Raw genomic sequence first — 14,797 nt, forward strand, 5'->3', positions numbered from 1 at the left:
GGTGTTGACGGCCAGCGAGATCCCCACCGCCGCGGCCACGCCCGGATTGCTGGAGGTGTTGACGCCGAACGCGATGGCGCCCGAGCCCGCCGTGATCGTCGAGGTGTCCTTCGCGGTCAGCGAGACGCCCTTGCCGCTCGTCAGGGCGCCGCCGGTCGCGGGCCGGCCGGCGGTCACGGACGAGCCGCCCTCGATCAGGGCCGCCGTGTGCGAGGTGATCGTGTTGCCCGACCCCGAGCCGACGCCCGCGAGGGAGTACTTGCCCGTCATCCCGCCGGTGAGCGAGCCGGCGAGGCCGGCCGCGTAGGCGTCGATCTCCTCGTCGGAGGTCGCGGCGAGCGAGACCTTGCCGCCGGCGACGGCCGTCGCGTCGCCGATCTGCGCCTCGACGGTGCTGGTGATGCTGTTCTGGGCCGCGGCGGCCCCGACGGTGACCGCGTTGTTGTTCGTGCCGCCCGTGGCCGCCGCCAGCGACAGGCCGTTGGCATCCGCCGTGATCGACGCCGTCGACTCGGCGGAGAGCTTGAGGTCGCCGCCCGTGGCCTCGACGTCGCTGCCGCCGTCGATCGCCGCCGAGACGGTGCTGGTGATGTCGTTCTCCGACCCCGCCCCGGCCCCCGCGATCGACGTGCCGACCGAGCCCTTGCCGGACGAGTCGGAGCCCGCGCCGGCGATCGTGTACGTCGCGATCGTGCCGGAGGAGATGGCCTTCAGCTCGATCCCGCCGCCGGAGACGGCCCACGAGGCGTCGATGGACGCGGAGACGGTGTTGGTCACCTCGTTGACGGCCACGGCCACGCCGAACGACGAGGTGCTGGAGCTGGCCTTGTTGACGCTGTTGCCGCTGCTGAGGCTCAGCGAGCCCGAGACCGCGAGGATCGAGGCGCGGTCGGTCGCGTGCAGGCTCATCCCCGCGCCGCCCGCGGTGACCTGGTTCGTCTGCGCGACGACGGGGTCCGCGCCGCCGCTGTTGGTGATCGTCGCCGAGACGGTCGTATCCACCGTGTTGCCGGAGCCCGATCCGGCCCCGGCGAGGATCTTCGTCCCCTTCATGTCGGAGGTGGTCACGCCCAGCGCGGCGCTGAAGGAGTAGGCGACGATCGTCTCGCCGGCCTGGCTGGAATCGTCCTTGTCGGCCGTGGTGGCCGTCAGGCTGAGGGCGCCGCCCGAGGTCACGGAGGAGCTGTCAATGTTGGCGACGACCGAGTTCTTGATCACGTTGACGGCGGCCGCCGCGCCGATCGGCGTGCTCGAGCCGGCCGACGAGCTGAAGCCCAGGATCGCCAGCGAGAACCCGCCGGCATCGGCCGTGATCGAGGAGTTGTCGACCGCCGACAGGGACAGGGCCTGATCCGTCCCGGTCTGCACCGAGCTATCCAGGTCGATCACCGCCCGCGTGTCGCGGTAGATGTCGTTCTCCGACCCCGCGCCGGCGCCGGCGATCCCGGAGATGCCGGAGTTGGAGCCGCCGGAATTCCCCGTCGAGGACCGGGCGAAGGCGCCGGCCACGGTGACGGCGTCGATCGTCGAGAGCGAGGTCGCCTTGAGCGCGACGCCGCCGGCGGAATAGACCGCCGCGTCCCGGATCGCCGCGACCGTGGCGCCGTGGTTCGTCTCGGAGCCGATCTGATTGATCGCCACCGAGATCCCGACGGCGGGCGGGGTGGAGTTGGAGCCTCCCCCCGAGGCGAGCACCAGCGAGCCGGCGCCGGCCGTGATCGACGCGTGGTCGAGGGCGGTCAGCGTCACCCCGCCACCGGCGACGACCGAGGCGATGGCGTGGGAGGTGGCGGCCGAGTCGGCCTGGGACCCGGTGATGGTCGCCTCGACCGTCGTGAAGATGGCGTTGGAGCTGCCCGAGCCCGCCCCGGTGAACTGCGCGGGGGAGGTGGAGGACGCGGCGGAGGTCAGCGACCCCGCGACGCCGAAGGCCACGGCGTAGATCGTCTGGCCGGCCTTGCTCGAGTCGCTCCGGTCGGCCGTGCTGGCGGTCAGGCTGACCGCCCCCGCGGAGGTCACCGCGGACCGGTCGATGTTGGCCTCGACCGTGCCGGTGATCTGATTCACGGCGGCGGCGGCCCCGGCCGTGATGCTGGCGCCCTCCGGGTCCGAGACGCCCGCGATGCCCAGGGTCACCGCGCCGGCGTCGGCGGTGATCGCCGCGTTGTCGTAGGCCGAGAGGGTCACCCCACCTCCGTGGCCCGTGACGACCTGACTGTTGCCCCGAATCAGCGCCAGCGTGTCGCCGTAGATGAAGTTCCCGGAGCCGGCCCCGGCGCCGGCGATCCCCACGGTCTCGCCCGTCTGGCCGCTGCCGACCGAGCCGCTGCCCGTGTACGTGTAGCTCTTGATCGTCGCCTTCGAGGTCGCCTCCAGGTCGAGCGCCCCGTCGGAGGTCACCTTCGAGTTGTCGATCTCGGCCACCACCCGGTCGCGGTCATCCGCCGTGCCGATGTTGTTCACGGCGACGGACGCCCCGACCACGATCGTATTGCTCGATGCGCCGGTCGGGAAGGCCAGCGAGAGGACCCCGGCGCCCGCCGTGATCTTCGACGTATCCGAGGCGGTCAGCGAGATCGCGCCCTGGTGCCCGCTCGAGACCTCCAGGGCCAGGCCGCCGGAGGACGTGCCCGAGCAGTCGGTGATGGTGGCCTCGGTGGCCTGCGCGATCGAGTTGCCGGACCCCGAGCCGGCGCCGGCCCAGGAGAAGCCGCCGCTCGACCCCTTGAGCACGCCGCCGATCCCCACCGTCACGGCCGTGATCGTCTCCGAGGACGAGGCCGAGAGCGAGACGGCGCCGTCGCTCGCGACCGACGAGCCGTCGATGTTCGCCAGGACGGTCGAGTCGATGGTGTTGAGGGCCGCCGCGGCCCCGTTCGACACGGTGGCCCCGCCGTTGGCGGCGCCGCCGGTACCGGCCAGCGAGAGCGCATTGCCGACGGCCTCGATGTCCGCCGTGCTGTCGGCCGACAGGGAGACGCCCCGGCTGTTGCCCGAGCTGACCAGGCTCGCGTCGGCGATGAGCGCCTTCGTCTGGTAGTGGACCTCGTTGCCGGAGCCGGCACCCGCCCCGTTGAGGCCCACCCCCCCCTGGGTCGCGCCGCTGCCGGTGCCGGCGATCGTGATCGCCGTGATGTCCGGGTCGGAGCTGGCGGAGATGCTCACGGCCCCGCCCGAGTTGACGGCCGAGCCCCCCTCGATCGCGGCGACCGCCCGATTGGGCGATCCGGACGTGCCCATCTGGTTGACGGCGATCGAGAGGCCCACCGCGGCCCTCGTGCTCGGGTTGCCCCCGTAATTGGCCCCGACGGCCAGGGCGCCGGAGCCGGCGGAGATGGTGGCCTTGTCGGTCGCCGTGAGGGTGACGCCCTGGTCGTCGAGCGCGGAGCCGCTGGCGGGCACGCCGGAGGTGACGGAGCTGGCGTGGCGGACGCCGTCGACGTCCGGGCCGTCGCCGATGAGGGCCTCGGTGGAGGAGGAGATCGAGTTGCTGGAGGCGGAGCCCACGCCGGCGAGCGAGAAGCTCATGGCGCTGCCGCCGCTGAGGGAGCCGGCGATGCCGGCGGCGTAGGCGTCGATCTCGTCGGTGGAGGTGGCGGTGAGGGACACGGCGCCGGCGGCGGCGACCGTGGAGCCCTTGATGTCGGCGGCGACGTCGGTGGTGATGGTGTTGACCGCGGCGGCGGCGCCGACGGCGACGGCGGAGCCGCCGTTGGCGCCGCCGCTGATGGAGATCGAGAGGCCGCCGGCGTCGGCCTTGATGGTGGCCTTGTCGGTGGCGGAGAGGCTGACCGCCCCGCCGTTCTGGGTGGAGACGCGGCTGTGGCCGTCCACCACGGCCTGGGTCGACTGGGCGATCTGGTTGCCGGAGCCGGCCCCCGCGCCGTCGAGGCCCGGTGCGCCCTGGCTCGAGCCGCTGCCGACGCCGGCGATGGTGACCGCCGTGATCGTCTGCTCCGAGCTGGCGGCGATGGTGACCGGGCCGCCGGCGTCCACCACCGACCCGTCGCGGATCGCGGCGATGACGGAATCCGGCGACGACGACGTGCCGATCGTGTTGACGGCCAGCGAGATCCCCATGGCCGCGGCCACGCCCGGGGATGAGGACACGTTCACGCCCACGGCCAGGGCACCGGAACCGGCCGTGATCGTCGAGTCGTCCTTCGCCGAGAGCGTGACCGCCGCGTTCGGCCGGGGAGTCCCGCTCGCGGCGTGGCCGGAGGTGACCGTGCTCGTGTGATTCGTCCCCGAGGCATCTTCGCCGTCCCGGATCAGGGCCTCGGTCGTCGCGGTGATCGTGTTGCTCGAGCCCGAGCCGACGCCCGTCAGGGAGAGCAGCCCGGTCTGGCCGCCGGTCAGGGAGCCGCCCAGGCCGGCGGCCACGGCCGTGATCGTGGTCTTGGACTCGGCCGAGAGGGAGACGGCGCCGGTGGCGGTCACCGTCGACCCCTCGACGTCGGCCGCGACCCTGGAGGTGACGTCGTTCACCGAGGCGGCCGCCCCCAGGGAGATGGAGTTGTCGGTGTTCGCGGCGCCCGTGGCCCTCGCGAGCGTGAGGCCATTGGCGTCGGCGAGGATGGTCGACGTGTCCTTGGCCGTCAGCGTCACGTCGCCGCCGGCGACGACCGTGCTGGACTCGTCAATCAGGGCGGAGGTCGTGCCGGTGACGGAATTCTCCGAGCCGGCCCCGGCCCCCGAGAACGCGAACCCGTTCTCGCCTTTCCCTCCCGAACTCGCTCCGGAGCCGGCGACGGTCACGGACAGGATATCCCCGTTCGAACTGGCGGCGAGGCCGACGGGCCCGGTCGAGGAGATGTTCGAGGCGTCGATCGACGCCCTGGTCGTGTTCGTGAGGTCGTTGTCCGCGACCGCGAAGCCGAACGAGGAGGCGATGGCGAACCCGGTGTTGGCGTACCCGTGCTCGGCCGACACGAACATGCCGCGGGGAACATTGCCGGCCGTCGTGATGCTGACGGCCAGGCTGCCCGTGATCGCCCGGATGTAGGACTGGTCGATGGCGGTGACCGTGACCCCTCCGGCGCCCGCCGAGACGGAGAGGGGATGGCCGCTTGCGTCGGTCCCCTCGCAGCCGGTGATTGTCGCCGCCACCCGGCTCGTCAGCGTGTTCAGTCCGACCGACCCGACGCCGGAGCCCGAGAGCGAGAAGACCGTCCCCTCCTGCAGGCCCGCCCCGACGCTGATGGCGACGGCGATGATCCTCTCGCCGGGCTTGCTCGCGTCGCTCGAGTCCGCCGTCGAGGCGCTCACGTCGACGGCCCCGCCGGAATGGACGGCCGAGGAGTCGATGCTCGCGTCCGTGATGGTGTCGATCGTGTTCAGGGCCACGGCCGCCCCGATCTGGATGGAGAGGCCCGTGGTGCTCTTGTAGCCGACCAGGGTCAATGCGACCCCTACCGCATCGGCCACGATGTTCGCGTTGTTCAGCGCCGCGACGCGGACCGCTTCGCCGTCGCCCGTGCTGACCGAGCTGCCCAGGTCGATCAACGCCCGGGTCGTCTCGTAGATGGTATTCGCGGAGCCCGAGCCGGCGCCCGCGATCCCCGGAGAGAACTTACCGCCGGACCGGCCGCTGAAGCCGGCATCGATGGCCCCGGCGACGGTCACCGCGAGGATGCTGGATTCCGAGGTCGCCTCGATGGAGAGCGATCCGCGGGCGACGACGGTGGCGTCCTCGACGGCGGCGGTGACGGTGTTGCGGTCGTCGGATGTGCCCAGGCTATTGGTCGCGGCCGACACCCCGACGGCATAGTTGTGCTGCGTGCTCCCGTACTGCCCGCCGAAGGCCGCGGAGAGCACGGCCGACCCGGCGACTGCCGTGATCGACGCGTCGTCGGTGGCCGAGAGGGTGACGTCCGAGCCGGTGACGACGGTGGGGTAGGACGTCGTGGCTCCCTGGTCGGCCCGCGGGCCGGTGATCGTGGCCTCGACGTTGCTATAGATCCAGTTCCCGGCCCCGGAGCCGGCCGCCGCGAAGTTGATCGTGCGATTGTCGTCGGAGAATCCCTGGGAGGTGGACAGGGAGCCGGCGATGCCGAGCGCGGTGGCCAGGATGGTCAGCCCGGCCTTCGAGGGATCATCCTTGTCGGCGGTCGACGCCGTCAGGCTGACATCCCCCGACGCGGTCACCGTCGACTGGTCGATGTTGGCGACGACCGAGCTGGTGATCTGGTTGAGCGCGAGGGCCGCCCCGGCGGTGACCGTCGTGTTGCTGGTGTCCGCCCCGATCCCGATCGTCACGCCGCCGGCGTCGGCGGTGATGTCCGCGTTGTCGATGGCGGACAGGCTGACGTCGCCCTGGTGGCTCGTCACCACGCTGCCCCCCTCGATCAGGGCCAGCACGTCCTGGTAAATCACGTTCTCCGACCCCGCGCCGGCACCGAAGAGGCCGATGCGCCCCGAGCTGTTGTAGCTGCCGGTCCCCGCGTAGGTGTGGCTACCGATGCTCGGCTTGGCCGTCGCGCTGAGGGAGACGCCGCCGTCGGCATCCACGAGCGAGGCCTCGATCGCGGCTCGCACGACGTCACGCTTGTCCCTGCTCCCGATCATATTGCTCGCACCCGATGCACCGTCGGCGAACACCGGATGTGTCGAGTTCTCGCTGGAGTAGACGAGGTCCAGGACGCCGGCGGCGGCGACGATGTCGGCGTCGTCCACGGCGGTGAGGGCCACCGAGCCGCCGTTCGCGGTACGGACCGTGCTGCCCTTGATCAGGGCCTCGGTCGTGGCCGAGATGGTGTTGCCCGCCCCGGACCCCACATCATCGACCTGCCACAGGTATTCGCTGGGCACCGAACCGCTCACGCCCAGGGCGATCGCCAGGATCGACTCGCTCGAGTCGGCGGTGATCCGGACGGGGCCGCTCGAGTCGACCGTCGATGCGTCGACGTAGGCCGACACCGTGCTCGTGATGTCGTTGAACGCGATGGCCGCCCCGACCGACGAGCCGTGGGTGACGAGGGTCACCTGGCCGGCCCCGGTCTGGATCGTCGAGGAGTCGGTCGCCGAGATGCTGAGGCCCGTCGCATCCGAGACGGTTGAGCCCTGGGCCACGTCGGCTCGCGTGCTGCTGGTGACCTTGTTGTAGACCACGGCCCCGCCGAGGGCGAAGTCGCTCGCGCCGGTGCCGCCGGCCGCGCCCGACGTGATCGTCAGGTCCGATTCGGCCAGCACGTCCACCTCGCCCGTGATGGCCTTCGCCCTCGAATCCTCGATGTAGGCGCGGACCGTGTTCGCGAGGGTGCTCGTGATCACGGCGGCCCCGATCGCCACGCTGCCCGACGCGACGGCGAACTCCACCTGGCCGGCGCCCGCCGAAACCTCGGACGTATCCTCGCTCGACACCACGACATCGACATTGCCGGTCACCGTCGATCCGTCGCCGATGTGCGCGTCGACGCCGTTGTCGATCGTGTCCACCACGATCGACCCGCCCAGGGCGAAATTGTTCGCCTTGTCGCCCCCGGCGGCGTAGTCGTACTCCTTCGCCGTCTCCTGGCTCACGACCGAGACGCCGCCGGCGGTCGACGTGACGACCGAGCCCTCGATGTAGGCCATGATGTCGTTGGCGATGTCGCCGGTCGCGGCCGCCGCGCCCACGGAGGCCGTCTGCTTGGACACGGCCACCGCGCCGGCGAACGAGCCGATCGTCGAGGAGTCCAGCGCGGTGACCTCGACGTCCCCGCTCGCGGTCACCCGGCTGTTGCCCGACACGTAGGCGTGGATCGTCTCGCGGACGAAGCTCAACGACAGCGAGCCGCCCAGGCTGAAGTTGTTGGCGTTGGCCCCGCCCAGGGCGACGGAGACGAGCATCGTGTCGACCGAGACCGGGACGCTGATGCTCGTGGGGCCGTCGCTCTTGTCGTCGAAGCTGATCGACGTCGTACCGAGCGGAGACGCCGGCACGTACCCCGCGGAGACCTGGAGTCGCCCGCCGGAGACCATGGTGGACGACTCGATGTAGGCCGTCGTCGTGCTGCCGTTGGGCGTCGAGGTGCTGACCGTGGCGGGGTTGGCCGGGTCGAACGACTGCCCGACGTAGTTGTAGGCGACCGCGGCGCCGACGGCGCTCCCCGTCGAGCCGCCGCCGGGCGCGGCGACCCCGACGCCCCCCGCGACGGCCACCGTCGTCGCCGATTCCGTCGCCGTCACGCTCATGTCGCCGGACGACGAGGCCGACGAGCTCGCGATGTGGGCATCGACCCCGTTCGTGATCGCGTTGACGGCGACCGATCCGCCCATCGCGAACGAATCGGCGCCCGCGCCGCCCGCCGCCAGCGTGATCATCGTGGGGGTCGACTTGGCGGAGACGTCCAGGTCGCCGCCGCCGGCGCCCACCGTCGAGGAATCCACGTAGGCGGAGAGCGAATTGGCGATCAGGTTGTAGGCGACCGCCGCCCCGAGGCCCTTCGAGGAGGTACCGCTGGCGAGCGCCAGGGCGCCCGAGACGACGGCCGACGTGGACGTGTCCTCGGCGTGGACCGTGACGCCGCCCACCGCCGCGATCGAGGACCCTTGCGAGATGTGGGCGTCCAGCGTCATCTCGATCTGGTTGACGACCGCGTTCCCGGCGCCCGCGAAGCCCCCCTTGGACGGGTCGGACGTGGCCGTGCTGCTCCCCCCCGAGATCCCGACCCCGACGAGCGTCGTGGTGGCCTTCGCCTCGACGTCCAGGTTGGAGCCGATCGAAAGGGAGGTCTTCTCGAGGTAGGCCGCGACGGTGTGCGTGATCGAATTGAAGCCGACCGCGGCGCCGATGCCCGTGTTGTTGCCCCGACCGTAGGCCCCGTCGATGCTGATGAAGACGGACTCGTCCTCCGCGGTGACGCCAACCGCGCCGCCCACGGCGCCGCGGACGTCGCTGAGGTAGGCCCTGGTGTCGCCGCCGAACACGTTGTAGGAGACCGAGCCCGCGATCGCCGACGCGGAGCCGCTCGGGTTGTTCTGGTCGACGGCGGCCCCCGCGCCCCCGGCCGAGAGGGCGCCGGCGTAATTGTCGCGCCGGGCCGAGACGTCGACGTCGCCGGAGGTCACGACGGTCGCGTGCCGGATGAAGGCGGCCGTCCCGCCGTGGAGGTCGATCTCGGAGTACGAGCCCGCCAGGCCGTAATTGCCCGAGGTGGATTGCTGGGCCGCCACGGCGAACGCCCCGGTCGCGTTGACCAGCACGGTCGATTCCTCGGCCTTCACGGTCAAGGACGCCGCGGTGATGCCCCCGGCGTCGTTGATGTACGCCTTCGTGTCGTCGGTCACCAGGCTCAGCGCCGTGTCCCCGGAGACCCCGAAGCCATAGCGCGACGACGCGGCCTGCGAGGCTGCGTTCGACGCGGCGCCCGAGTCGCCGCTCTCGTTGCCGAGCTGGACCACCGACGCTTCGGCCCCGCCGCCCGCCGGCTTCGCGGGGACGGCGACCGTCGCGGCCAGGCTGAAGGCGAAGATGTTGCCGCGGTTGGTGGCCTCGACCTCGATGTCACCGCCCACGTTATACGTGGACGAGCCCGGCGAGGTCGTGCCGGCGTCGTCGCCCAGGATCGCCTCGGTCGTCCGGGTGACGTCGTTCACGGCGCCGCTGAATCCCATCCCGGTCCGGCTGGCGGACTCGAACGCCCCCGCCAGGGTGATCAGGTCGGAGGAATCCGCGGCGACGACGCGGACATCGCCCGTCGTCGCCGGGTCGCTCCGGATCACGGCGCCGCTCTGGATCGCCGCGCGCGTCGTGTTGACGTCGTTGAGGTAGGTGAACATCCCGTCGATGCCGAGCGACGCCTGCCCCTGCTTGGCGATGCTGCCGGTCGCGCCGAGCATGAGATTGAAGCCCGTCAGGTCGGCGTCGACGACGAGCCCGCCGTCCCCGAAGTTGACCTTGGCCCCGCCCTCGATGATCGCCTCGGTGTTGTTGTTCAGCACCTCGATGTTGGCCGCGGCCCCGAAGTTGTTCGCCGGGGCGTAGGTGGTGAAGTTCGCCGTCCCCGCATATCGGGCCCGCTCGATGACCCACTCGGCGAACCCCACCGGCTGGAACTTGGCGTCGCCCGCGTCGCTGACCCGTTCGAAATCCGTCGTCGCCTTCACGGCGACGCCCTGTCCCGGGCCCTGGGTCGGCACGCCCTGATTGATGAGGGCCCCGGCCCGGATCTTGGCCTCGGAGTCGTTCGTCACCTGGGTGTAGGTGACCGACCCGGTCAGCCCGATCTTGATGTCCTTGGTCAGGAATTCCTGGGAGACCGAGGACGTGTTGTCGAGGAGCAGCGCCGTGATGGCCCCTTCGGGATCGGCCAGGACCTGGTCCACGAAATTCTGCGGCTCCTCCGCCAGGGCGAGCGGATTGGCGATCTTCGTCAGCTCGACGTGCGATTCCACGTTGATCTGGCCGGCCGCGTCGACCCGGGCGCCGCCGTCCACGTACGCCTTGGCCCGGTTCGTGACGAGATCCACGGCGACGGCCATGGCCACGGCGAGGCTGTTGCTGCTCTGCTTGAGCTGCGTCACGCCGGCCTTGTCGAAGACCCGCGAATGCTCGACGACGGTGGCGTCGACGTCGATGCCGGCTCCCGAGACGAGCACGGCGTCGGGCCCCACCTCGGCGATGGCCGTATTGGTGATGGTGCTCGAGGCGAACGAGCCGCTGAGCTCGAAATTGGCGAGCTTGGCCCGGCTCTGGACCTGGGTCTGCTGCCCGGAGTTCCCGTTCCCGCCCATCTGGGAGCCGACCCCGCGGGCGATCAGGTACGAGGCGAACTGGCCCGGGTGCTGGAGCCCCCGCAGCGCCTGCAGCGCCAGCGAGTCGCTCGTCCCGAGGGCCGTCTTGCCCGTGCTGGCGTCCGAGCCCATGATCTGCGCCGTGATGCTGATCGCCTTGGTGGCGATCGGCGTCAGGGAGTGCGACGATCCGGACATGTAGGTCTGATCGAGGCTGACCAGGTCGACCGGGCCCCGGAGGTCGAGCGTCTGCCCGCCGTCGCCGGGGGCGTCCTTCAACTGGATCAGGATCGCGTCGGAGTCGCCCTGGTCCACGACGTGGGCGTAGTAGGCCCGTCCGCTCACGAGCCCCCTGGTCACGCCCGCGATCGTCCCCGAGAACACGAACGGGGTGCCCTCGGCGATCGGGCCCGCCCCGCTACCCGCCGGCGCGGAGAGCGTGAGCACGCCGCGATAGGGGTCGCTCGCGACGATCGTGTAGACCTGGCCGTTCCCCTCGAGGGTCTCGTCGGTCCCCAGCGAGACGGGACTCCCCGCGAGGTCGGTGAAGTGGACGATCTGCGGGTGGGCGGAGTCGACCACGGCGAGATACTCCTGGCCGTCCGCCAGGCCGACCACCGCGTTGCCCCCGAGGCCGGCGTGGTAGGTGACCCGCTGCCCGTTGGCGATCGACGGATTGCTGCCGAAGGCCACGGCATTGCTGAGCGGATCGACGCCGTCCGTGGAGGCGTCCGGGACCGCCAGCCCCGACGTCGGATCGATCAGTTGGATCTCGATATGCCCGGGATCGGACTGGTCGATGATGTGGACCTTGTAAGCCTGGCCGTCCTGGAGCGTGGTGCTGTCCCCGACGGCGCCGTAGTACTGCACCTCCTCGCCCTCGGTGAAGGCCGTGCCCGCGGCGCCGCCCTGGTTCGAGACGACCAGGATCTGGGTGGCCGGGTCGCTGCTGACGATCGAGAAGGAATGCGTGATCGTGGTCCCCGAGATCGACTCGCGCAGCGTGGGATCGACCTGGGTGAAGGCGGCGGAATGCGAAGTGCCGCCGCCGTCGGTCCAGGTGAACGAGGGGTAGCTCCCGGCGAGTTCCGGGGCCGCGGCCTGGGCGTCGTTGAGGCTGAGGGCGAGCTGGATCCTGGGCGGGTTGGCGGGGTCGATGTTCGAAAAGTCGGCCGGGTTGGAGATCGCGTAGTACGTCGTCCCGTCGGTCAGGCCGGCCACGCGGGCGGACAGGCCGGCCGAATAGGTGAGCGTGTCGCCGTTGTCCAGCGTGAGGCCGGCCAGGTCGGCCGGGTTGAGGGTGATCGTGCCGGCGTCGGTGTCGAACGATCGGATCCGGACGACCTTCCCGGAGCCGGTCCTGAGGGCGGGGCTGTCGTCCAGGCGGACGACGGACGTCGTGTCGCTCGGATTGGTCAGCAACTGGAAGAGGAAGCGGCTCGACGCGTTGACGACCGTACTGATCAGGTGGACGTAGTACGTCCCGGCGGGCAGGAGGCCGAGGTAGTTGCCGTCGGCGTCGTCGTACCCGATCGCGTTGCCCGCCTTCGGGGTGATGGTGACGGCGTCTCCCTCCTTGAGGCCGGGGTCGAAGTCATAGGCGATCGTCCAGCGGGCCGAGTCCCCGTCGGGACCGGCCGAGTTGAGGGTCGTGATCGGGATCGACAGCGTACCGTCGGTCTTCTGGAGCGTCGGATAGGGGTCGAAGGACACGTAGCTTCCGAGGCTGGCGTCGGCGAGCGTCCGCGCCAGCCGGATGAAGTACGACCCGTCGGAATGGCTGGGGATGGCGTAGTAGGTCGTCCCGTCGACGAGCCCCGGGATGGGCCCGCCGCCGCCGGTGCTGTAGGTCAGGGGCTCGCCGAGGGTGTAGCCGGGATCGTTGGCGAACACGAACCGGCTGCTGGGGAGGTCCACCGAGCTGGAGAAGGGGTTCAGGGACTGGCCGGGGCTCGGGTCCGCGGCGGCGTGGATGGTCCCGTCGACGTAGGCCTTCACGTCCGCGTCGGAGTCGGTATAGGAGCCGCTGAGCGAGACGAGGCCGTCGAGGTTGACGCGGCTCTCCGCCACCCCGGTGGTCGTCTCCTCGGCGACGGCGTTGACCTGGACGTGGCCGTGATTGGAGGCCAGGACGGCGCCCTTCTCGACGGTGGCATGGGAGACGGCGCGGAGGCGGGCATAGGAGGCGGCCAGCCCGACGGCGTTCCGCGAGGCGGTGGAGTTCGTGAGGTTCTTGGCGACGGCTGCGGTCGCGTAGGCGGTCGTGGTGGTCGAGGAGCCGACCTGGATCGACGAATCCGCCGAGATCGTCGCGTCGGACTCGACGCTCGTCTTGGCCGTGGCCTCGGCGTCCGAGTAGGCGAAGCTGATCCCGCCGCCGGAGATCGGCAGGAAGAAGGTCGCGGAGCCGCTGGCGTTGGCGGTGGCGTCGGTCGCCAGCGTCACGGCCCCGCTGCTGACGATGCTCGCCGAGCCCCCCAGGTCGACCGTGCTGGTCACGTCCCGGATCACGACGGAGACCGGCAGGGACAGGAGGTCGTTGCTGACCCTCGCCGCCAGGTCGAGCCCGACCTCGGAGAGCAGGCCCTCCCACATCTTCCCCGGCGTCTTGATCGACGACACGTTGCCGGCCGTCGCCGTGATGGAGACGTCGCCGCCCCGGACCTGGGAGCCCGCCCCGACGGTGATCGAGGCGTTCAGGGTCTCCTTGAAGCCGCTCGTCAGCAGGTTCGCCAGGAAGAAGAAGTAGTCATCGACCGTGTCCTTCGCCGTCAGCGAGATGGCTCCGTCCCGGGACGAGCCGCCGCCCGATCCCTGGGCGAGGAGCTGGACATGGCTCCCGACCGTGATCGAGGGGGCCTTGAGCGTCAGGGAGCCGGCGGCCCCGCCGGCCGAGGACGTCGAGACGACGACCGGCTGGGTGGAGGTGCCGTCGTCAACCGTGACGCGGCTGCCTTCGATCGCGAGGTCGCCGCCGAGCGTCGCGAGGTTCCCCGTCACCTCGACCGCGAGATGGCCCTCCAGGCCCCCGAGAGGCTGGAGCCTGCCGACGTTCCGATAGGTCCCCCCGCCCGAGTCCATCCCCGCCAGGTACATCGTGCCCGCGATCTCGGCCGTGACGACCGAGTGGGAGTCCGCCTTGAATCCGGTGCTCGTATAGCCGGCCGACGTGTCCGTGGTGTAGGACACCGTGCCCTGGTTGTCGAGCTTGAGATAGAGGTTGTCGCTGTTGTTGTCGCTGGCGAAATCGAGCGTGCCGTTCGAGCTCGAGTAGGTGATGGACAGCAGGGTCCGGTCCTCGAGCAGCTCCACGAGCGGCCTGGGACGTTTACGATCCCTCCGCCGCGGTCCCGTGTGAGGCGAGGACGACGGCTTCCCAGCCGGGCGACCGTTGCGCCTCCGGCGGAGGTAATCGCTGAACGAAAACATGATGTTTCTCCGGGTGCTGTCCGGTCTCGTGCGTCCTTACGACCGTCGCGGCTCGGCTCGGGTCGGACGGAGATGGGCTATTGGGCTGCGTCGTCGGGGCCTGGTCGAGATCGATGCGGGCAACGGGTCCGAGATCGGCGGTCCGCGCGCGGCTCGATCGCCCGCCCCCCGGCAACGGGGGGCGGCGGAACGTCAACGGGTTCAGATGGAGTCGATTCGAAGATGCGGGAGCGTGCCGACAGGGCCGCGGTGCGGGTCTCGAAGGGGGCGTGACCGTGGGGCGGGCAGGCCTTTGGCCCCGCGACCCGGCATCGGGCGCATCGAGACCCGGCGCCGCAAGCGGCGGAGCGTCCACGCGGCCCTCACCGGGCGCCCCGGATCCGGAGACGCGGCGAGGTCGCGGTCCACGCCATGCAGCGGGCCTATCGGGGAGTTCGGGAAAAGTGGCTCCGAGTCGGTGTCAAGAGCTGAGGACCGCGCCGTACGATGGCATGCGGCCCGGCATTCCTCCCTGGCGCCCGCCCGGCTGGGGCGGCCGCCACGACGTGGGAGACACGTTCTCGCGGGCACCGCCGCGGGGCCGGGACACGCCCCAGGGTGAACATGGCGGTGCGGGGAGATTCCAGCGCGCCCGACCACTGGGGGATGAGCC

Annotated in this window: 1 protein-coding gene; it reads right to left on the bottom strand. The window is 71.0% G+C overall.

Annotation, left to right across the window (positions count from 1 at the left end):
- On the bottom strand, positions 1 to 14,145 hold a 14,145-nt coding region (locus G6O54_RS26135; RefSeq protein ID WP_165229868.1), incomplete at its 3' end, for a hypothetical protein.
- Positions 14,146 to 14,797 lie beyond the last annotated feature (652 nt).

The sequence above is a fragment of the Aquisphaera insulae genome (assembly GCF_011064615.1).
Classification (GTDB): Bacteria; Planctomycetota; Planctomycetia; order Isosphaerales; family Isosphaeraceae; genus Aquisphaera; species Aquisphaera insulae.